This is a genomic window from Burkholderia pyrrocinia (assembly GCF_003330765.1).
GTDB lineage: Bacteria > Pseudomonadota > Gammaproteobacteria > Burkholderiales > Burkholderiaceae > Burkholderia > Burkholderia pyrrocinia_B.
Map to the genome: position 1 here is coordinate 2,020,333 of NZ_CP024902.1, position 21,317 is coordinate 2,041,649.

Genomic DNA, 21,317 nt, shown 5'->3' on the forward strand with positions numbered 1-21,317 from the left:
GACGGGAAGGTCCCGCGGGCGCGGCGCAATGCTATGCTTCGCGTCGTTTTCCATCGCCCTTTTGCAGCCGTGCTCTCGTTCCTGCTGAAGCTGCGCACCCGCGCCCAAACGCTGTTCCGCCTGTCGGACGCCCACACGATGCTGATCTGGTCGGCGATCGTCGGCGTCGGCGGCGCCTTCGCGACCATGGCGTTCCGCGAAGGCATCGACCTGATGCAGCACCTGATCTCCGGGCGCAGCGGCAGCTTCGTCCAGATGGCGAAGAGCCTGCCGTGGTACGTGCGGTTCTGGATGCCGGCCGCGGGCGGTTTCCTCGCCGGCTGCGTGCTGCTCCTCGCGACGCGCGGCGACAGGAAATCCGGCAAGACCGACTACATGGAAGCCGTCGCGCTCGGCAACGGCATCGTGCCGGTGCGGCAGAGCCTGTGGCGCAGCGTGTCGTCGCTGCTGACGATCGGCAGCGGCGGCTCGATCGGCCGCGAAGGCCCGATGGTGCAGCTCGCGGCGCTCGCCGCCTCGCTCGTCGGCCGCTTCGTGCACTTCGACCCGCCGCGCCTGCGCCTGCTGGTCGCCTGCGGCGCCGCGGCCGGCATCACGTCCGCGTACAACGCGCCGATCGCCGGCGCATTCTTCGTGTCGGAAATCGTGCTCGGCACGATCGCGATGGAGAGCTTCGGGCCGATGGTCGTCGCGTCGGTCGTCGCGAACATCGTGATGCGCGAATTCGCCGGCTACCGGCCGCCGTACGAGATGCCGGTGTTTCCGGCCGTCACGGGCCCCGAGGTGCTGCTGTTCGTTGCACTCGGCGCGCTGTGCGGCGTGCTCGCGCCGCAGTTCCTGCACCTGCTCGACGCGTCGAAGAACCAGTTCAAGCGGCTGCCCGTGCCGCTGCCCGTGCGGCTGGCGATCGGCGGCCTCGTCGTCGGCGTGATCTCGGTGTGGATTCCGGACGTATGGGGCAACGGCTACAGCGTGGTGAACCACATCCTCCATTCACCCTGGACCTGGCAGGCGCTCGTCGCGGTGCTCGTGTTCAAGGTGGTCGCGACCGCCGCGACGGCCGGCTCGGGCGCGATCGGCGGCGTCTTCACGCCGACGCTGTTCGTCGGCGCCGTGTTCGGTTCGCTGTTCGGGCTTGCGATGGAAGCACTGTGGCCCGGCCATACGTCGGCCTATTTCGCGTACGCGATCGTCGGGATGGGCGCGTTCATGGCGGGCGCTACGCAGGCGCCGCTGATGGCGATCCTGATGATCTTCGAGATGACGCTGAGCTACCAGGTCGTGCTGCCGCTGCTGGTGTCGTGCGTGTTCGCGTATTTCGTCGCACGCGCGACGGGCACGACGTCGATGTACGAGATCACGCTGCGCCACCACCAAGACGCGCAGGAACGGCTGCGGCTGCGCACCACGCAGATGCGCGAGCTGATCCAGCCCGCGCAGACGGTCGTGCCGCTCACGGCGAGCGTCGCCGACATGACCCGCGTGTTTCTCGAATATCCGGTGAAGTACCTGTACGTGACCGACGCCGCCGGGCGCTTCCGCGGCGCGGTCGCGCTGAAGGACATTACGTCGGACCTGCTCGACAGGCGCGACACGACCGACAAGACGGCCGCGCACTACGCGCATACGCCGTTTCCGCTCCTCACGCCCGACATGCCGCTCGCCACCGCGCTCGAACGCTTCATGGCGTTCCAGGGCGAGCGGCTGCCGGTGATCGAAAGCGAAGCCGAGCCGACGCTCGCGGGCGTCGTCTACAAGACGTCGCTGCTCGACGCGTATCGGCGGATGACCGGCGACCACTGACGCGCGCCGCAGGCGGGCGCGCCTCCCGCGAACCACCTTCCCCGCTCAGTCCGGCGCGCGCCCCAGCACGACCCGCGCGAAGAACCCCGCAAGCACCGCTTCGGCCACCTCGGCCGGCACGTGCTGCGGATCGGCCGTGTAGTACGACTGCACGCCGTCGCACAGGCACATCAGCCCGAACGCGAGCGTCTCGGCCGGCAACAGCAGCGGCGTGCCCGACCGCTCGGCGAAGCGCTGGATGAATTCGGCCATCTGCAGGCGCTTGCCGTGCAGGAACTGGTTGAAGCGCACGCGGAATTTCGCGTCGCGCGCGGCCTGCAGCTTCGCCTCGCCCCACAGCAGCGAGAATTCGTCGTCGAGGAACAGCGTCCGGTAGTGCGCGAGCGTCATCGACTCCATCTGCTCGCGCGACCCGCCCTCGTCGAAGATCGCCTCGAAATCGGCCTGTACCGATGCATGGTTGCGCTCCAGCAACTCCAGCAACAGTTCCGACTTGCTGCGGAAATTCGAGTAGAACGCGCCACGCGTATAGCCGGCCGCCGCCGCGACGTCCTCGACGCTCGCGGCAACATAGCCTTTCTTCAGAAAAATGCGGTGCGCGGCATTCAGCAGACGTTCGCGCGTCTGGTCCCTGCTCTGCTCGCGAGTTAAGCGCTGAGGTTTCATGGCGCGCAGTCTAGCACCATTCCCCTTTCGGATTCATCTTTGCATTCAGATACAGGTATGTATTAGAATCCGCCACAGTTTCCGAAATATGTTTGTCCGCGCGCCCGTGCCGGCGCCGCTTGGGGCAAGCGCCTGCCGCGCTTGCCGGCTTTGTTCCGCTTCACCTCACCTGGGGGTTTCGTGAATCGCTCCGGTTTCCGCGTCGCGCTGCTGATCGGCGCCGCGCTTGTCCTTGCCGCCTGTCATCCGAAAGAATCCGCACCGCCCGTGCCGCGCCCGGTCGTCGCGCTGCCCGCTCATGCCGACACCGCCGCGGCCGCGCGCACGCTGCCCGGCGAAATCCAGCCGCGCTACGCGACACCGCTGTCGTTCCGCATCGCGGGCAAGATCATCGAGCGCAAGGTGCGCCTCGGCGATACCGTCAAGGTCGGCCAGGTCGTCGCGCTGCTCGATCCGTCCGACGTCGAGAAAAACGCCGCGAGCGCGCAGGCGCAGCTGGATGCCGCAACGCACAGCCTCGCGTTCGCGAAGCAGCAGCTCGACCGCGATCGCGCGCAGGCGCGCGAAAACCTGATCGCGACCGCGCAGCTCGAACAGACCGGGAACAGCTACACGTCGGCGCTCGCGCAACGCGACCAGGCGCAGCAGCAGCTCGCACTCGCGAAGAACCAGCTCCGCTACGCGACGCTCGTCGCCGATCACGCCGGCACCATCACCGCCGAACAGGCCGACACCGGCCAGAACGTGTCGGCCGGCCAGGCCGTCTACCAACTCGCGTGGTCCGGCGACGTCGACGTCGTCAGCGACGTGCCCGAGGCCGCGCTCGCGTCGCTCGCACCCGGCCACGCGGCGACCGTTACGCTGCCGTCGCTGCCGGATCGCCAGTTCGCCGCGAAGGTGCGCGAAATCGCGCCGGCCGCCGATCCGCAAAGCCGCACGTATCGCGTCAAGCTCACGCTCGCCGCGCCCGATCCGTCGATCCGGCTCGGGATGACCGCCAGCGTCGCGTTCGACGGCGCGCCGGCCAACGGCGACGCGCAGCCGATCACGCTGCCCGCGACCGCGCTGTTCCACGACGGCGCGCAACCGGCCGTGTGGGTCGTGCGCGCAAAGGACGACACGCTCGAATTGCGCCGCGTCGACGTCGCGCGCTTCAACGAGCGCACGGTTACCGTGTCGCACGGGCTGCAGCCGGGCGAGCGCGTCGTGCTGCAGGGTGTGCATACGGTCAGCGCGGGCGAGAAGGTACGCCCGATCGCGCCGCTGCATCCGGAGGACTTCGCATCGTGAGCGCCTCCCACGAAGAAGGCCGGTTCAACCTGTCGGCGTGGGCGCTGCGCCACCAGGCACTCGTCGTCTACCTGATCGCGCTCGCGACGCTCGCCGGCATCCTCGCGTACACGCGCCTCGCGCAGTCCGAAGACCCGCCGTTCACGTTCCGCGTGATGGTGATCCGCACGTTCTGGCCCGGCGCGACCGCGCGGCAGGTGCAGGAACAGGTGACCGACCGGATCGGCCGCAAGCTGCAGGAAACGCCGGCCATCGATTTCCTGCGCAGCTATTCGCGCCCCGGCGAATCGCTGATCTTCTTCACGATGAAGGATTCGGCGCCCGTGAAGGACGTGCCCGAGACCTGGTACCAGATCCGCAAGAAGGTCGGCGACATCGGCTATACGCTGCCGCCCGGCGTGCAGGGCCCGTTCTTCAACGACGAATTCGGCGACGTCTACACCAACATCTGGACGCTCGAAGGCGACGGCTTCACGCCCGCGCAGCTCCACGACTACGCGGACCAGTTGCGCACCGTGCTGCTGCGCGTGCCGGGCGTCGGCAAGGTCGACTATTTCGGCGACCCCGACCAGCGGATCTTCATCGAGGTCAATAACGCGCAGCTCACGCGCCTCGGCATCTCGCCGCAACAGCTCGGGCAGGCGATCAACGCGCAGAACGACATTTCGTCGGCCGGCGTGCTGACGACCGCCGACGATCGCGTGTTCGTGCGGCCGAGCGGCCAGTTCGACAACGTCAACGCGATCGCCGATACGCTGATCCGCATCAACGGCCGCACGTTCCGGCTCGGCGATCTCGCAACGGTCAAGCGCGGCTACGACGATCCGACCGTCACGCAAATGCGGAGCAACGGGAAGGCCGTGCTCGGCATCGGCGTCACGATGCAGCCGGGCGGCGACGTGATCCGGCTCGGCAAGGCGCTCGACGCCGAATCGAAGGACCTGCAGGCGCAACTGCCGGCCGGCCTCAAGCTGACCCTGGTGTCGAGCATGCCGCACGCGGTCGCGCATTCGGTCGACGACTTCCTCGAAGCCGTCGCCGAAGCTATCGCGATCGTGCTGGTCGTGAGCCTCGTGTCGCTCGGACTGCGCACCGGGATGGTCGTCGTGATCTCGATTCCCGTCGTGCTCGCGGTGACGGCCCTCTTCATGTACCTGTTCGACATCGGGCTGCACAAGGTGTCGCTCGGCACGCTCGTGCTCGCGCTCGGGCTGCTCGTCGACGACGCGATCATCGCGGTCGAGATGATGGCGGTGAAGCTCGAACAGGGCTACAGCCGCGCGCGCGCCGCCGCGTTCGCATACACCAGCACAGCGTTCCCGATGCTGACGGGCACGCTCGTCACCGTGTCGGGCTTCCTGCCGATCGCACTCGCGAAATCGAGCACCGGCGAATACACGCGCTCGATCTTCGAGGTGTCGGCGATCGCGCTGATCGCATCGTGGTTCGCGGCCGTCGTGCTGATCCCGCTGCTGGGCTTCCACATGCTGCCCGAGCGCAAGCGGCACGCACACGAAGCACACCTGCCCGACGACCACGAGCACGACATCTACGACACGCGCTTCTACCGGCGGCTGCGCGGCTGGATCGACTGGTGCATCGAGCGGCGCTTCGTCGTGCTGCTGATCACGGGCGCCCTCTTCGTCGTGTCGCTGATGGGCTTCTCGCTGGTGCCGCAGCAGTTCTTCCCGAGCTCCGACCGGCCCGAGCTGCTGGTCGACCTGCGGCTGCCCGAGGGCGCGTCGTTCGCGGCGACGCTGCGCGAGACGGAACGCCTCGAGAAGGTGATCGACAAGCGCCCCGAGATCGATCATTCGGTGAACTTCGTCGGCAGCGGCGCACCGCGCTTCTACCTGCCGCTCGACCAGCAGCTGCAACTGCCGAACTTCGCGCAGTTCGTGATCACCGCGAAGTCGGTCAAGGATCGCGAAAAGCTCGCGACCTGGCTCGAAACCACGCTGCGCGACCAGTTCCCGGCCGCGCGCTGGCGGCTGTCGCGACTCGAGAACGGCCCGCCGGTCGGCTATCCGGTGCAGTTCCGCGTGAGCGGCGACAGCATCGCGACGGTCCGCTCGATCGCCGAGAAGGTCGCGGCAACGATGCGCGGCGACAGCCGCGCGGTGAACGTGCAGTTCGACTGGGACGAACCGGCCGAGCGCTCGGTGCGTTTCGAGATCGACCAGAAGAAGGCGCGCGAACTGAACGTCACGTCGCAGGACGTGTCGAGCTTCCTCGCGATGACGCTGTCCGGCACGACCGTCACGCAGTACCGCGAACGCGACAAGCTGATCGCAGTCGACCTGCGCGCGCCGCAAGCCGACCGCGTCGACCCCGCGAAGCTTGCCGGCCTCGCGCTGCCGACGCCGAACGGCCCGGTGCCGCTCGGCTCGCTCGGCCGCTTCAAGCCGACGCTCGAATACGGCGTCGTGTGGGAACGCGACCGCCAGCCGACGATCACCGTGCAGTCGGACGTGCGCGCCGGCGCGCAGGGCATCGACGTCACGCATGCGCTCGACGCGCAGCTGAACGCGCTGCGCGCGCAGTTGCCGGTCGGCTATCAGATCAACATCGGCGGCTCGGTCGAGGAAAGCGCGAAAGCGCAGAATTCGATCAATGCGCAGATGCCGCTGATGGCGATCGCCGTGTTCACGCTGCTGATGATCCAGCTGCAGAGCTTCTCGCGCGTGCTGATGGTGGTGCTGACCGCGCCGCTCGGGCTGATCGGCGTGGTCGCCACGCTGCTGCTGTTCGGCCAGCCGTTCGGCTTCGTCGCGATGCTCGGCGTGATCGCGATGTTCGGCATCATCATGCGCAACTCGGTGATCCTCGTCGACCAGATCGAGCAGGACATCGCAGTCGGCCACGGCCGCGTCGACGCGATCATCGGCGCGACCGTGCGGCGTTTCCGCCCGATCACGCTGACGGCCGCGGCCGCCGTGCTCGCGCTGATCCCGCTGCTGCGCTCGAACTTCTTCGGGCCGATGGCGACCGCGCTGATGGGCGGCATCACGAGCGCAACCGTGCTGACGCTGTTCTACCTGCCCGCGCTGTACGCGACGTGGTTCCGCGTGAAGCGCGACGAACGCGACCCGCAGGACGACCCGCCGCATGGCGGCAGCACGCCGGCCGCGCCGTCGGGAGCCTGATCATGAATGTACCGATGAACCTGAAAACGAAAGCCGCGCGCGCGCTCGCCGTCGCAAGCCTCGCCGGCCCGCTCGCCGGCTGCGCATGGTTCGCGCCGAGCGGCGAGCCGCCCGCGATGCCGTCGCCCGCGCACTACGGCGCCACGCCGCAAGTGCAGCAGACCGTGTCCGCGCAAGGCGTCGCGCAGCAGTTCGAAGTCGGCGCGCAGCCCGTGCCCGACTGGTGGAAACAGTACCGCTCCGATGCGCTGAATGCGCTCGTCGACGAAGGGCTGCGCAACAGCCCGACGCTCGGTGCGGCGTCGCATTCGCTGGACGCCGCGCGCGAACAGCTGCGCGGGCAAATCGGCAGTTCGATGCTGCCGTCGATCGACGCGACCGGCCAGGCCACGCGCCAGCGCGCGCTCGGCGTGCCGATTCCAGCGCTCGGCGCGCCGACGCTGCTGTACGACACGTTCGTCGGGCAACTGCAGGCGAGCTACACGCTAGACCTGTTCGGCGCGTCGCGTTTCGCGAACCGCGCGCTCGCGAAACGTGTCGACGTCAGCGCATTCCAGCTCGAATCCGCGCGGCGCGCGCTGGCCGCGAACATTGTCACCGCGTCGATCACGGTGTCGGTGCTCAATGCGCAGATCAATACGACCGAGCGGCTCGTCGCGCTCGCGAACGACCAGGCACACGACGCGGAGCGACGCTACGCACTCGGCTCGGCGTCGCGCAGCGACGCGCTGAACGCGCGACAAAGCGCCGACACGTTCGAGGCGAGCCTGCCGGCGCTGCGCCAGCAGCGCGACTCGGCGCGCCATGCGCTCGCGGTGCTGGTCGGCCGCACGCCCGACCGGCCGCCGGCCGATCTCACGCTCGCCGATCTGCACCTGCCCGAGCAGGTGCCGGTGGTCGTGCCGTCGGACCTGCTGCAGAGCCGCCCGGATATCCAGGCGGCCGACGCGGGGCTGAAGGCGGCCGCGGCCGAAGTCGGCGTCGCGACCGCGCAAATGTTCCCGCAGCTGTCGCTGTCGGCGGCGATGGGCAAAGGCGGCTTCAGCTGGCCGACGATGCTGTCGGGCGCCGGCGCGATCTGGAATGTCGGCGCGTCGCTCAGCCAGCCGATCTTCCATGGCGGCGCGCTGCTCGCGCAACGCCGCGCGGCAAAAGCGACCTACGAGGCCGCGGTCGACCAGTACAAGCAAGCCGTGCTCGGCGCGTTCCAGAACGTCGCCGACTCGCTCGCGGCACTCGAGCACGATGCGGAGGCGCTCGACGCGTCGTCCCGCGCCGCGCTTTCCGCGCGCGGCGCGTACGACGACGCGGCCGCCCGCGTGCGGCTCGGCGCGCTGCCGCCGTCGGCCGCGCGCGCCAGCGAGTTGCAATACCGCAACGCGCGGCTCGACGAGATTCGCGCGACCGGCGCGCGGTTCGCGGATACCGCTCGGCTTTACCAGGCGATGGGCACGCCGCCGGCCGACAAGGCCGACCAATCCGGCAAGGCCGGCACGACCGGCAACGCGGCCGGCGACAGCGCAACCGGCAGGCAAGCGCGCGCCGCCACGCCCGACACCCCGCCTTCGCCGCAATAAGCCGGCCTTTCGATCGGGCGCGCGCGGGGCAACCCTGCGCGTCCGAGTTCCGATCTTCCGCTTGACCCTCACGTAGCGTAACGTTCGAGACTCCAGTGTGCGTACCGAACGGAGGAACGAATGCGACTGAAAGTGGGAGAACTGGCGAAACGCAGCGGGCTGACCGTCCGCACGCTTCATCACTATCACGCGATCGGTCTGCTGACGCCTTCGGCGCGCGCCGACAACGGCTACCGGCTGTACGACCGCAACGACATCGCCCGGCTTCACCAGATCCAGGCCCTGCGTCGCTTCGGACTGTCGCTCGCCGAAATCGGCGACTACCTGAACCAGCCCGGCACCCCGCTCGTCGATCTCGTCGCGAAACAGATCGCGCTGCTCGACCGTCAGCTCGCGCAAACCGCGCAGCTACGCGAGCGGCTCGTGCATCTGCATGCGCAGCTCGCCGAGGGCACGGAGCCGGAACTGGCCGATTGGCTTACCACACTGGAGTTGATGACCGTGTACGACAAATATTTCTCAGAGGAAGAACTCGCGCGCATGCCGATGTACCGCAAGAGCCAGACGGGCGACGCGGAATGGATCGCGCTCGTCGGCGACGTGCGCGCACTGCACGACGCGGGCGTGCCGCCCGAGGACGAGCGCGTGCGAGCGCTCGCCGACCGCTGGATGGCGCTGCTCGTGCGCGACACGAACAACGACCCGCGGCTGCTGGCGAAGCTGAACCTGATGCACGAGCGCGAGCCGTCGATGCAGGCGCAGATCGGCGTTACGACCGCGTTGCGCGACTATGTGCTGCAAGCCGTTGCCGAAACGAAGATGCGGATCTTCGAGAAGTATCTGGAGCCGGACGAGATCCGTTTCATGCGAGCGCACTACGGCGAGCGCGCGATGGAGTGGCCGCAGTTGATGGCCGACGTACGCGATGCAGTCGAGGCCGGCAAGCGTCCCGAGTCGCCGGAAGGCCTCGCACTCGCGCAACGCTGGCTCGACCTGTTCCGCGGCTATGCGGGCGACGATCCGGCCACGCATGCGAAATTCCGCAAGGCGATGACGACCGAGCCGGTGCTGACGAAGGACGCATGGATCGACGACACGCTGCTCGGTTTCATGCGCGAGGCGATGGCGCGGCTTGCGCCTGCGCACTGATCGAATCGAGCGCGCGCGGTCCGTGTGCAGGCAGCATGCCACCTGCCACGGGCCGCGCGCCCACCGCATCAGTCCACGTGCAATCGGCGGCCTGTGCCGGGTGGGTCAGCGCAGCAGCTGCGAGCAACAGGCAAGGCGGAAGGAAGCGACTCTTCATCGGCGACGGGGTTGGGACCGAACGCGCCATTATCGGCAATGCCGCCTGCCGCTGCCAGCCGCGCGCAACGCGCCCGCTTACCGGTCGCGCACGCCGAGCCCGAGCGCCTTCATCCGCCGGTACAACGTCCGCTCGCTCATCCCGACCTGCTCGGCGAGCGCCTTGCGCGTGCCGTCGAACGTGCGCGCCATGCGCACGAGCTCCGCGTCCGACACGCCGCGCGCCTCCGCCGCACGGTCCTGCGGCGCCGCCGATGCGGCGACCAGCTCGGCCGGCAGGTGCTCGACCCGGATCGTCCCGTCATCCGCGAACAGGCACGCGCGTTCGAGCACGTTGCGCAGCTCGCGGATATTGCCCGGCCACGCATACGCATCGAGGCACGCACGCGCGCGTTCTGTCAGCACGAACGGCCGCGCGCGCGCATCGCCCGCGTTGGCGCGCGCGTTCGCGATCCGCCGCAGGATCGATTCGGCCAGCAGCGCGACGTCGCCGCGCCGTTCGCGCAGCGCCGGCAACGGAATCGGAAACGCGTTGATCCGGTAGTAGAGGTCCTGCCGGAACCGGCCGTCGTCGATCATCTCGCGCAACGGCTTGTGCGTCGCCGCGACGAGCCGGAAATCCGCGCGCAGCGCTTCGACGCCGCCAACGCGCCGGAACGTGCCCGATTCGATCAGCCGCAGCAGCTTCACCTGCATCGGCAGCGGCACGTCGCCGATCTCGTCGAGAAACAGCGTGCCGCCCTGCGCGGTCTCCACGAGGCCCGGCTTGCGCTGGTTCGCGCCCGTGAACGCGCCTTTCTCGTAACCGAACAGTTCGCTCTCGAACAGCGTCTCGGCGATCCCCGAGCAATCGACGACGACGAACGGCCCCATCGCGCGGTCGCTCGCCTCGTGCAGCGCTCGCGCGAACAGTTCCTTGCCGGTGCCCGATTCGCCGAGCAGCAGCACGGGCAGCGTCGACGGCGCGACGCGCTGCAGCGCGCCGAGCGCCGCGTTGAACGCGTCGGCACCGCCGACGAGCCCTTCCGCGCTCGGCTGCGCGGACGCGCTGCGCACCGTCGTCAGCCGCTCGACGTACGCGATCACGTTGCCGTCCGCATCGAAGATCGGCCGCAGCTCGACGTCGACATGCTCGGGGCCGCGCGGCGTGTGGTGGATGTGCAGCACGCGGTTCAGCCCGCGCGATTCGAGCGCCTGCTTCATCGGGCAATGCTCGCCGGCCTGGTCGCACGGCACGTCATAGTGATGCGAGACCTGGAAGCAGTGCCGGCCCACGTGCTCGACGCCCGCCACGCCGAACTGGCGCCGGTACGCATCGTTCGCCGCGAGGATGCGGTAGTCGGGATCGACAACGATCATCGGCTGCGGGTCCTGCTCGAGATATGCGACCAGCGCGCGCACGTCGGGCATGACGTCATGGTGCGGCGCGGGAACGATCGGGATGGTGTCGTGCGGATTCATGCGGAGGCTCGGTGGCGATTCTGCCGGACGGACTGCCAGGCTGACCGCCAATTCTGCCACGACACTGCCAGATATGGCAGTCCGCATCCACGGCCGGATGCCGCCGACGCCCGCGCATGACGGCGGCCACGCCGAAAACATGAGCCGAATCAAGTCCCTGGCACATCGGCCGGTGCCAGGGCGCAGGCTGGCACGCTTCTTGAGTTAGAGATCCCGATTGCAGATGCAGAACCCGATCGAGGACACCTCCGTGAGCAACGCCTCCACGCTATCGGTCGAAGGCTTTTTCGACCCGGCGACCCACACCGTCAGCTATCTCCTGCTCGATACGGCGAGCCGTGCATGCGCGCTGATCGACAGCGTGCTCGACTACGACCCGAAATCCGGCCGCACACGCACCTCCAGTGCCGACCGGCTGATCGCCCGCGTCGCCGAACTCGGTGCGACCGTGCACTGGCTACTGGAGACGCACGTGCACGCCGATCACCTGTCGGCCGCGCCGTACCTGAAGGCACAGGTCGGCGGCCGGATCGCAATCGGTTCGCACGTGCGCCGCGTGCAGCACGTGTTCGGCACGCTGTTCAACGCCGGCCCCGGTTTCGCGGAGGACGGCCGCCAGTTCGACCGGCTCGTCGACGACGGCGACACGCTCGCGCTCGGCGCGCTGACGATCCGCGCGCTGCACACGCCGGGCCACACGCCCGCCTGCATGACGTACTGCGTCGACGACGCAACGCAGCGTGCGGCTTTCGTCGGCGACACGCTGTTCATGCCCGACTACGGCACGGCCCGCTGTGACTTCCCCGGCGGCGACGCACGCACGCTGTACCGCTCGATCGCGCGCGTGCTCGGCCTGCCGCCCGACACGCGCCTGTACCTGTGCCACGACTACCAGCCGGGCGGCCGCGACGTGCAGTTCGTGACGACCGTCGCCGAGCAGCGCCGCGCGAACGTGCATGTGAAGGACGGCGTGACCGAGGACGATTTCGTCGCGATGCGCACCGCGCGCGACGCGACGCTCGACATGCCCGTGCTGATGCTGCCGTCCGTGCAGGTCAACATGCGCGCCGGCCACCTGCCCGAGCCCGAAAACAATGGCATGCGCTACCTGAAGATCCCGCTCGACGCGATCTGAGCCATGCGCCCCAACCGGAGAACCCCGACATGACCATCCGCAAGCCGACCGACGCGCTGTCGGTCCCGCCGCAGATCGCGGCAGCCGTCGACGCGCGGCACGACATCGTGATCGTCGGCGCGGGCGCGGCCGGCGTCGCGGTCGCGTCGAGCCTGCTCGCGCGCGACGCGTCGCTCGATATCGCGGTGATCGATCCGGCCGACGTCCACTACTACCAGCCGGGCTGGACGATGGTCGGCGCGGGCGTGTTCCGGCCCGACACCACCGCACGCCCCATGACCGACGTGCTGCCGCGCGGCGTGCACCGGATCCAGGCCGCCGTCGCGGGCTTCGAGCCCGACGCGCATGCGGTCGTGCTCGACGGCTGCCGCCGCATCGGTTATCGCAAGCTCGTCGTGTGTCCGGGGCTCAAGCTCGACTGGCACGCCATTGAAGGCCTCGCCGACACGCTGGGCCGCCACGGCGTCACGTCGAACTACCGCTACGATCTCGCGCCGTACACGTGGGAACTCGTCCGCGCGTTTCGCGGCGGCAATGCGCTCTTCACGCAGCCGCCGATGCCGATCAAGTGCGCGGGCGCGCCGCAGAAAGCGATGTACCTGTCGTGCGACCGCTGGCGGCGCACGGGCAGTCTCGGCGCCGCGAACGTCGAGTTCCTGAATGCCGGCGGCGCACTGTTCGGCGTTGCCGACTACGTGCCCGCGCTGATGGAGTACGTGAAAAGCTACGACATCGCGCTGTCGTTCGGCCACAACCTCGTCGCGATCGACGGGCCCGCGCGCCGCGCGACGTTCGCGCGTGCACTGCCGGACGGCGGCAAGGAAACCGTCGTGCGTGCGTTCGACATGATCCACGTCGTGCCGCCGCAGAAGGCGCCCGACTTCGTGCGCACGAGCCCGCTCGCCGACGCGGCCGGCTGGATCGACGTCGATCCGGCGACGCTGCGGCACACGCAGTTTCCGGACATCTACGCGCTCGGCGACGCCACCAACACGACCAATGCGAAAACAGCCGCGGCTGCCCGCAAGCAGGCGCCCGTCGTCGCGCACAACCTGCTCGCATCGCTCGGCCTCACGCACGGCGACGCCGCGTACGACGGCTACGGCTCGTGCCCGCTCACCGTCGAGCGCGGCAAGATCGTGCTCGCCGAATTCCTGTATGGCGGCAAGGTCGCGCCGACCTTCCCCGCCTGGCTGATCGACGGCAAGCGTCCGTCGCGGCTCGCGTGGCTGCTCAAGGAACGCGTACTGCCGCCGCTCTACTGGAAAGCGATGCTCAAGGGCCGCGAATGGCTCGCGAAGCCCGCGATCGCACGTTGAACGAGGTCCGATGACGTCATGCTGATTTCCCTCATCCTGGGCGGCTTCGTCGGCGCCGTGCTCGGCCTGACCGGCGCCGGCGGCGGCATTCTCGCAGTGCCCGCGCTCGTCGTCGGCATGGGCTGGCCGATGCAGCAGGCCACGCCCGTCGCGCTCGTCGCGGTGGCGGGCAGCGCCGCGCTCGGCGCGCTCGAAGGTTTCCGCCGCGGGCTCGTGCGCTATCGCGCGGCACTGCTGATGGCCGTGGCCGGCGTGCCGCTCACGACGTTCGGCGTGAAGCTCGCGCACGTGCTGCCGCAGCGCGTGCTGCTCGCGCTGTTCGCGCTGACGATGCTGGTGGTCGCCGGCCGCCTGCTGCACCAGGCCCTGCGCTCGCCGGCCGGCAGCGCGACCGCGTCGCCGCTGTGCGTCGGCCGCGTGAATCCCGACACGGGCCGCCTCGTCTGGTCCTGGCCCGTCGGCCTCGCGCTCGCGTCGACCGGCGCGGTGACGGGCCTGATGACCGGGCTGCTCGGCGTCGGCGGCGGTTTCGTGATCGTGCCGATGCTGCGCAAGTTCACGAACGTGTCGATGCATGGCGTGGTCGCGACGTCGCTGATGGTGATCGCACTGGTCGGCACCGGCGGCGTGTTCGCGACGGTCGTATCGGGCACGCGTGCGCCGCTCGACATGACGCTGTGGTTCGCGGTTGCGACCGCCCTCGGCATGGCCGCCGGCCGCGGCGCGTCGCGGCACCTCGCCGCGCGGCACGTGCAGGCCGGCTTCGCAGGCGTGCTCGTGTGCGTCGCGCTGGGGTTGCTCGCGAGGGCGGCGTTCGGCGCGTGAGCGGTGGCGCGACAGCGCAACCATAAACGCACCCGCAAAACAAAACGCCCGGCCCGACTCGTCGTCGGCACCGGGCGTTTTGCATGACAGCCGCCACGCAGGCGTCAGGTCGCGAACGCCATCATCCGCTTGCGTTCCTGACGCAGCATCACGAAGTTCGCGATCACGACACCGGCCGTCACCGCGACGATGAACAGCGTCGCGAGCGCGTTCATCTCCGGGTTCAGCCCGAGGCGCACGCGCGAGAACACGACGAGCGGCAGCGTCGTCGAACCGGGGCCCGACAGGAACGCCGACAGCACCAGATCGTCGATCGACAGCGTGAACGACAGCAGCCAGCCCGCGATCAGCGCCTGCGAGATCAGCGGCAGCGTGATCGTGAAGAACACCTTCAGCGGCGTCGCGCCGAGATCGAGCGCGGCTTCTTCCAGCGACGGGTTCAGCTCGCGCACGCGCGACTGCACGATGATCGCGACGTACGAGATGCACAGCATCACGTGGCCGAGCCAGATCGTGAAGACTCCGCGCTCGGCCGGCCAGCCGATCCACTTCGCCAGTTCGATGAACAGCAGCAGCAGCGAGATCCCCTGGATCACCTCGGGAATCACGAGCGGCGCGTTGATCATCCCGCTGAACAGCGCGAAGCCGCGAAAGCGCCCCATCCGCGCGAGCACGAAGCCGGCCCACGTGCCGATGAACACCGACGCGAACGCGGTCAGCACGCCGATCTTCAGCGACAGCCATGCGGCCGTCAGCAGCTCGTCGTCCTCGACGAGCGCCGAGTACCAGCGGAACGAGAAACCCGACCACACGGTAACGAGCTTCGACTCGTTGAACGAATAGACGATCAGGCTGATGATCGGGATGTACAGGAACGCGAAGCCGGCAAACAGCGCCGCGAACTGCAGGTAACGATTCGGCTTCATCGGCGGGCCTCCTGCTCCTTCGCCTGGAAGTGCTGGAACATCGCCATCGGTACGAGCAGCAGCAACACCATCGCGCAGGTCACGGCCGACGCCATCGGCCAGTCTGCGTTATTGAAGAATTCATTCCACATCACGCGGCCGATCATCAGCGTGTTCGCGCCGCCGAGCAGCTCCGGAATCACGTACTCGCCCACCGCCGGGATGAACACGAGCAGGCAGCCCGCGATGATCCCGTTCTTCGACAGCGGCAGCGTGATCTGCACGAACGCCTTCCACGGCTTCGCGCCGAGATCGTACGCGGCTTCGAGCAGGCGCAGGTCCATCTTCACGAGGTGCGCGTAGAGCGGCATCACGAGAAACGGCAGGTACGAATACACCATCCCGATGTACACCGCGTAGTTCGTGCGGTACAGCTCGATCGGCGTATGGGTCAGGCCGATCCACATCAGGAAGTTGTTCAGCAGGCCGTTGTTCTTCAGGATGCCGATCCATGCGTACACGCGGATCAGGAACGACGTCCAGAACGGCAGCATCACGCCCATCATCAGCAGGTTGCGGGTCGCCGGGTTCGAGCGCGCGATGTAGTACGCCATCGGATAGCCGATCAGCAGACACAGCAGCGTCGTGATCGCGGCCACCCACACCGAGTTCACGTAGGTCGCGAAATACAGGCTGTCCGTGAACAGGAACGCATAGTGCGACAGGTTCAGCGCGACGTGCACGACGCCGTCCGCGTACGACGCGAGCTCCGTGTACGGCGGGATGCCGAGCTGCAGCTCGGCGAAGCTGATCTTGACGACCAGCACGAACGGCACGAGGAAGAACAGCACGAGCCACGTGAACGGCCCCGCGACGACCGCCGTGGCGCCCGTCAGGTTGAAGCGCCGCACCGGCCACTCGAGCAGGGACTTGAACGCGCTCATGAGGTCAGCACCACGCCTGCGGTCGCGCTCCAGCGCACGTAGATCTCGTCGCCGAGCGACGGCGTGTCGAGCTCGGAAATCGCGAGGCTCGACACGTTCGCGATCACCGTCTTGCCCGCGTCGAGCTTCACGTGATACAGCGAATAGCCGCCCATGTACGCGACGTTGCTGATCTTGCCGCGCGCCCAGTTGAACGCGCCTTCGGGCGGCTTGCGCGTGAGCGCGATCCGCTCGGGGCGCACCGACACCGTGACCGGCATCCCGAGCGGGCCCGAGATCCCGTGGCTCACGTACAGCCGGCTCGGCAGTTCCGGCGATTCGATGTACACGTGGTCGGGTTCGTCCTCGACGGTCACGCCGTCGAACAGGTTCGTCGAGCCGATGAACTCGGCCGAGAAGCGGCTGCTCGGATATTCGTACACTTCGTTCGGCGAGCCAATCTGCACGATCTGCCCTTCGCTCATCACCGCGAGGCGGTTCGCCATCGTCATCGCTTCTTCCTGGTCGTGCGTGACCATGATGCAGGTGACGCCGACCCTGTTCAGGATGTTGACGAGCTCGATCTGCGTGCGCTGGCGGATCTGCTTGTCGAGCGCGGACATCGGCTCGTCGAGCAGCAGCAGCTTCGGGCGCTTGACCAGCGAGCGCGCGAGCGCGACGCGCTGCTGCTGGCCGCCGGACAGCTGGTGCGGCTTGCGCTTCGCGTACTTGCTCATCTGCACGAGTTCGAGCACGGCGGCGACGCGTTCCTTCAGCTCGGCCTTCGGCGTGCTTTCCTGCTTGAGGCCGAACGCGACGTTCGACTCGACCGACATGTGCGGGAACAGTGCGTACGACTGGAACATCATGTTCACGGGCCGCTTGTACGGCGGCATCTGCGCGAGGTCCTCGCCGTCGATCAGGATCTTGCCCGACGTAACCGTCTCGAGGCCCGCGAGCATCCGCAGCAACGTCGACTTGCCGCAGCCCGAGCTGCCGAGCAGCGCAAACAGCTCGCCCTGGCGCACGGTCAGGTTGACGCTGCGCACGGCTTCGGTGTCGCCGAATTTCTTGACGACGTCGACGATCTGGACAAAGTTCTCGGCGCGCGCATTGGCGCCGGAGGAGGAAACGGAGGACGGCGCGCCCACGACCGGCGCGCCCGACTGGCTATTCATGATGTGCTGCTTCTCTCCTGCGTTTGACGAACAAAGCCCCCGGGGGCACCAGGGGCTTCATGACTGCTGGCTCACTGCGGCTCGCGTCAGCGGCCCGATTTCAGCTCGGTCCACAGACGCGTCTGCAGGCGCTGGATTTCAGGCGGCAGCGGCTTGAGCAGGAACAGCGTCTTCACGACGTCGGCCGGCGGGTAGACGGCCGGGTCGTTCGCGACGTCGGGCCGCACGTACTTGCGCGCCTCGGCGTTTGCGCTCGGGTAGTACACCGCGTTCGTGATCGCCGCGTGCACCTTCGGATCCTCGATGTAGTTGATCCACTGAAGCGCGGCATCCTTGTTCTTCGCGTCCTTCGGGATCGCCATCACGTCGAACCACACCGGCGCGCCGCCCTTCGGAATGTAGTACTCGATCTTGTACGGCTTCTTCGCCTCGATCGCGCGATGCTTCGCGATCACGACGTCGCCCGACCAGCCGTACGCGAAGCAGATGTCGCCGCCGACCAGGTCGTTGATGTAGCCCGACGAGTTGAATTGCGTGATGTATGGGCGGATCTTCTTCAGCACTTCCATCGCGGCCTTGTAGTCGGCCGGGTTCGTGCTCATCGGATCCTTGCCGATGTAGTGCAGCGCCGCCGCAAACATCTGGTCGGGTGCGTCGAGCACCGACACGCCGCAGGTCTTCAGCTTCGCGAGGTTTTCCGGCTTGAACAGGATGTCCCAGTTGTCGAGCGGCACCTTGCCGAGCGCCTGCTGCGCCTTCGTCAGGTTGTACGCGAGACCCGTCGTGCCGTACGCCCAGGGCACCGAGAACTTGTTGCCGGGGTCCGCACCGGCGACGAGCGCCATCAGTTGCGGATCGAGATACTTGAGGTTCGGCAGCTTCGACTTGTCGAGCGGCGCGAAGATGCCGGCGGCGATCTGCTTGCCCGCATAGTTGCTGGTCGGCACGACGATGTCGTAGCCCGAGCTGCCCGTCAGCAGCTTCGCCTGCAGCGTGTCGTCGCTGTCGTAGTTGTCGTAGCGGACCTTGACGCCCGTCTGCTTCTCGAAGTTCGGGATCGTGTCCTTCGCAATGTAGTCCGACCAGTTATAGATATTAAGCTGCGTATCCTTCGCCGCTGCCGCCGATGCACCCACGCACAGCGCGAGCGCTGCGAACCGGCCCACTACCTTTGCTTTCATCCCGTTCTCCCTCCGACCGGACCGCTTGTCCGGCTGCCGTCTGCCTCGTCACGGCGGCGCACTCTGGCGCTCCGCCCCTCGAAAACCCCGAACGCTACCACCATTCGCGCTCCGTCACAAAAAAATCATGCCGGTGTCGCGCAAACGGAACAGATTCCCGCCGACGGCCGGTCAGGCCGCCCGTGCGACGGGGCGTTCCGGGGAATTCTATCGGGTAATCGGCGGCTGTCCACCGGGAAAAACAGGTGGAGGCGAAACCGCGTTCGCGTGCCGGACGCGCGGACCGTTCGGCGGCTGCGTGCGCCGGACGCCCGGTCGTACTGTCACGAACCTGCGCCGGTACAGCATGCCGGCCGCACCCGCCCGACCGACCGGCCGCGATGCATTAAAATGGCGGCTGACGATTCAACTGTGCGAACCTTCCGATGGCCTCCAATCTCCACGACCTGCCCGACAGCCCCTGCATCGGCGTGTGCTCGACCCTCTTCGACGAAGTCTGCAAGGGCTGCGGCCGCACGGCCGGCGAAGTGTCGAACTGGGTGTTCCTGAGCGACGACGAAAAGCGCGTGGTATGGGAGCGCATCACGCGCGAAGGCACCGCGATGCGCTTCCAGTACGACAAGCTGTAAATCCGCCACGCAAAAAAAGAGCGGCATGCCGACCGCCATGCCGCCAACCCCAACTCTGTTCTTTCCCGCCGCGTCTAGAACTTCATCCCGACGCCCACGCCGACGATCAGCGGATCGATGTGCAGCGTGCCGATGCCCTTGTCACCGAGCGTCGCATCGGTGCTCATCCAGATCTTCTTCACGTCGACGTTCACGAACACCTTCTTCGTCACCTGCACGTCCACGCCGAACTGCAGCGCGGGGCCGAAGCTGCTCTTGTCGATCGACACGCCCTGCCCGCCGACGTTGAGCCCGTTGTTGTAGAAGTACGTGTAGTTCAACCCCGCGCCGACGTACGGACGCACCTTGCCGGCATGGTTGAAGTGATACTGCAGCAGCAGCGTCGGCGGCAGCACGCCCACGCCGCCGAGATTGCCGAGGCTCGACGTCATCTGGTGTCGCGACGTGCCGAGGATCAACTCGACACCGAGGTAATCGCGGATCATGTACGTGAAGTCGAGCTCGGGCACGATCGCGTTGTTCACGCCGACGTTGAGCGCGCCCAGCGTGTCGCTCGCGCGCTCGTTCGGCTGGATGCTGATCGCGCGAAGCCGAACCAGTACGTCACCCTGGTTGATGCCGTCGCCCGGCGACGCCGCGTGCGACAGCGAAGGTATCGCGACGAAGCTTGCCGCGACGGCGGCAGCGGTGACACAAGTTCGAATCGTTTTATGCATGGTACGGACCCCCAAGGAATGGTTTCCATTCTCCCTGTAGGGTCTTTTCGTCATCTTGATATCCGTCAAGCCAGCGTAAACGTGGGACGGTTTGCCGCAGGCTCGCTCGCACAGCCCGTCAGCAGCAGGTCGAGCAAGTCGCGCACGCTGCGGATCGCTCGGCCGAACGGCAACGCTTCACGGCCGCGGAAGAACAGCCCGTTCGCGACGTCGCCGCGCAACGCGGCCGCCAGCCGCGTGTCGATGCAGAAATGGCCGAACTTCTCGATGCCGTCGCGCAGGCCGCAGACGCTCAGGCATTCGAGCGCGGTCGGGCAGCGCTGCTTGAATGCGCCGAGCTTGTTGCGGATGCGCGTCTCGTTGCGCAGGTAACGATCGAGCCACGGCGTCTTCACCGCGCGCGCGGGCAGCCCCGTCACGCTGACGAATTCGACGATGTCGTCGGGCGTCGCCTCGGCGAGCACGCGCTTGAAGTCCGGATGCGCATCGCCCTCTTCCGTCACCGCGAACGGCGTCCCGACCTGCACGCCGTTCGCGCCGGCCGCGAACGCCGCGCGCACCATGTCGTGACTGTTGATCCCGCCCGCCACGATCAGCGGGATCGTCTCCCGCGCGAGGCCGAGCGATGCCATCACCTGGGCGGTTTCGTCGAGCACGTGCGCGAAATCGAAACGAGGGTCGTGCATGTCGCCGATCTGCGTGACGCCGAGGTGGCCGCCCGCATGCGCAGGATGCTCGATCACGATCGCATCGGGCAGCCGCCCCTTCTTCATCCACTTCTTCAGCACCAGCGCGATCCCGCGGCTGTCCGACAGGATCGGGATCAGCGCGATGTCGTGTCCTTGCGTGAGATCGGGCAGATCGAGCGGCAGGCCCGCGCCCATCACGATCGCGTCCGCGCCTTCGTTGCACGCGACACGCACGTAGTCCGCATGTGCGCTCACCGCCTTCATCACGTTGACCGCGATCATCCCGCGCCCTTCGCCGTAGGTCTTCGCGAGACGGATCTCGCGTGCCAGCGCGTCGAGGTTCGCGGCTTCGAGCGTCGCGCGATCGGGTTGCGCGCGGCAACGCGCGAGCAAGTCGGCATGATGGTGGCGCAGGTCGATGCTCGCGATCGTGCCGACCGCGCCTTCGCGCGCGACGCTGCCCGCCAGCCGGTGCGCGGAGATACCGACGCCCATGCCGCCCTGCACGACAGGCAGCAAGGTGCGGCCGCGAATCGTCAGCGGCGGAAAGGAAGTGCGTACGGTCATCT

The 21,317-nt window shown here is 67.8% G+C and carries 17 protein-coding genes; 9 read left to right on the plus strand and 8 right to left on the minus strand.

Annotated elements, in window-relative coordinates:
• The first annotated feature begins 69 nt into the window (after positions 1-69).
• Positions 70-1,803, plus strand: coding sequence for a ClcB-like voltage-gated chloride channel protein (locus tag CUJ89_RS09750; protein WP_201752305.1), 1,734 nt, complete (start codon positions 70-72; stop codon positions 1,801-1,803).
• Between the two features lie 45 nt (positions 1,804-1,848).
• Here CUJ89_RS09750 and CUJ89_RS09755 read toward each other — a convergent pair whose 3' ends face one another.
• On the minus strand, positions 1,849-2,469 hold the full coding sequence (locus CUJ89_RS09755; RefSeq protein WP_114177151.1) for a TetR/AcrR family transcriptional regulator: 621 nt from the start codon (positions 2,467-2,469) through the stop codon (positions 1,849-1,851).
• Positions 2,470-2,649: 180 nt separating this feature from the next.
• Here CUJ89_RS09755 and CUJ89_RS09760 point away from each other — a divergent pair, with 180 nt between their 5' ends.
• From CUJ89_RS09760 to CUJ89_RS09775, 4 genes are all read left to right on the plus strand, one after another.
• Positions 2,650-3,759 (plus strand): efflux RND transporter periplasmic adaptor subunit, encoded by a 1,110-nt coding sequence (locus tag CUJ89_RS09760; protein WP_114177152.1) that lies wholly within the window; start codon positions 2,650-2,652, stop codon positions 3,757-3,759.
• Complete coding sequence (locus CUJ89_RS09765; RefSeq protein ID WP_114177153.1) at positions 3,756-6,905, plus strand: efflux RND transporter permease subunit; 3,150 nt, start codon at positions 3,756-3,758, stop codon at positions 6,903-6,905. The genes CUJ89_RS09760 and CUJ89_RS09765 overlap by 4 nt, the downstream gene beginning before the upstream one ends.
• A 2-nt stretch (positions 6,906-6,907) precedes the next feature.
• Positions 6,908-8,482, plus strand: coding sequence for an efflux transporter outer membrane subunit (locus CUJ89_RS09770; protein ID WP_114177154.1), 1,575 nt, complete (start codon positions 6,908-6,910; stop codon positions 8,480-8,482).
• A 120-nt stretch (positions 8,483-8,602) separates the two neighbouring features.
• On the plus strand, positions 8,603-9,631 hold the full coding sequence (locus CUJ89_RS09775; protein ID WP_114177155.1) for a MerR family transcriptional regulator: 1,029 nt from the start codon (positions 8,603-8,605) through the stop codon (positions 9,629-9,631).
• Between the two features lie 234 nt (positions 9,632-9,865).
• Here CUJ89_RS09775 and CUJ89_RS09785 read toward each other — a convergent pair whose 3' ends face one another.
• Positions 9,866-11,248 (minus strand): sigma-54 interaction domain-containing protein, encoded by a 1,383-nt coding sequence (locus CUJ89_RS09785; RefSeq protein ID WP_114177156.1) that lies wholly within the window; start codon positions 11,246-11,248, stop codon positions 9,866-9,868.
• A gap of 223 nt (positions 11,249-11,471) precedes the next feature.
• Here CUJ89_RS09785 and CUJ89_RS09790 point away from each other — a divergent pair, with 223 nt between their 5' ends.
• Genes CUJ89_RS09790 through CUJ89_RS09800 form a run of 3 tightly spaced genes read left to right on the plus strand, consistent with a single transcriptional unit; the run spans position 11,472 to position 14,527 of the window.
• Entirely contained in the window at positions 11,472-12,383 is a 912-nt protein-coding gene (locus CUJ89_RS09790; RefSeq protein WP_114177157.1) for an MBL fold metallo-hydrolase, read from the plus strand.
• Positions 12,380-13,702, plus strand: coding sequence for an FAD/NAD(P)-binding oxidoreductase (locus tag CUJ89_RS09795; RefSeq protein WP_415859046.1), 1,323 nt, complete (start codon positions 12,380-12,382; stop codon positions 13,700-13,702). Before CUJ89_RS09790 ends, CUJ89_RS09795 begins: the two co-directional genes overlap by 4 nt.
• An 18-nt stretch (positions 13,703-13,720) precedes the next feature.
• Entirely contained in the window at positions 13,721-14,527 is an 807-nt protein-coding gene (locus CUJ89_RS09800) for a sulfite exporter TauE/SafE family protein (RefSeq protein ID WP_114177158.1), read from the plus strand.
• A gap of 104 nt (positions 14,528-14,631) precedes the next feature.
• On the opposite strand, the gene CUJ89_RS09805 is transcribed toward CUJ89_RS09800, so the two are convergent.
• The 4 genes from CUJ89_RS09805 to CUJ89_RS09820 all read right to left on the minus strand — a co-directional run bounded on the left by CUJ89_RS09805 (position 14,632) and on the right by CUJ89_RS09820 (position 18,714).
• Positions 14,632-15,453 carry an ABC transporter permease subunit gene (locus CUJ89_RS09805; RefSeq protein WP_114177159.1) on the minus strand — a complete coding sequence of 274 codons (822 nt, stop codon included), beginning with the start codon at positions 15,451-15,453 and terminating at the stop codon, positions 14,632-14,634.
• Positions 15,450-16,376: an ABC transporter permease subunit gene (locus CUJ89_RS09810; RefSeq protein ID WP_114177160.1), complete on the minus strand. Its 927-nt coding sequence runs from the start codon at positions 16,374-16,376 to the stop codon at positions 15,450-15,452. The genes CUJ89_RS09805 and CUJ89_RS09810 overlap by 4 nt, the downstream gene beginning before the upstream one ends.
• Positions 16,373-17,533, minus strand: coding sequence for an ABC transporter ATP-binding protein (locus tag CUJ89_RS09815; protein WP_114177161.1), 1,161 nt, complete (start codon positions 17,531-17,533; stop codon positions 16,373-16,375). The genes CUJ89_RS09810 and CUJ89_RS09815 overlap by 4 nt, the downstream gene beginning before the upstream one ends.
• Before the next feature lie 86 nt (positions 17,534-17,619).
• Positions 17,620-18,714 (minus strand): polyamine ABC transporter substrate-binding protein, encoded by a 1,095-nt coding sequence (locus CUJ89_RS09820; RefSeq protein ID WP_114177162.1) that lies wholly within the window; start codon positions 18,712-18,714, stop codon positions 17,620-17,622.
• A 425-nt stretch (positions 18,715-19,139) separates the two neighbouring features.
• Here CUJ89_RS09820 and CUJ89_RS09825 point away from each other — a divergent pair, with 425 nt between their 5' ends.
• The gene (locus CUJ89_RS09825; RefSeq protein ID WP_114177163.1) at positions 19,140-19,343 is read left to right on the plus strand and encodes a DUF1289 domain-containing protein; all 204 of its coding nucleotides are present in this window, start codon (positions 19,140-19,142) and stop codon (positions 19,341-19,343) included.
• 74 nt (positions 19,344-19,417) lie between these two features.
• Here CUJ89_RS09825 and CUJ89_RS09830 read toward each other — a convergent pair whose 3' ends face one another.
• Together CUJ89_RS09830 and CUJ89_RS09835 are read right to left on the minus strand one after the other, a co-directional pair.
• A complete protein-coding gene (locus CUJ89_RS09830; RefSeq protein ID WP_114177164.1) occupies positions 19,418-20,059 on the minus strand; it encodes an OmpW/AlkL family protein in 642 nt (213 codons plus the stop codon).
• 65 nt (positions 20,060-20,124) lie between these two features.
• Entirely contained in the window at positions 20,125-21,315 is a 1,191-nt protein-coding gene (locus CUJ89_RS09835; RefSeq protein ID WP_114177165.1) for an NAD(P)H-dependent flavin oxidoreductase, read from the minus strand.
• Positions 21,316-21,317: the final 2 nt, after the last annotated feature.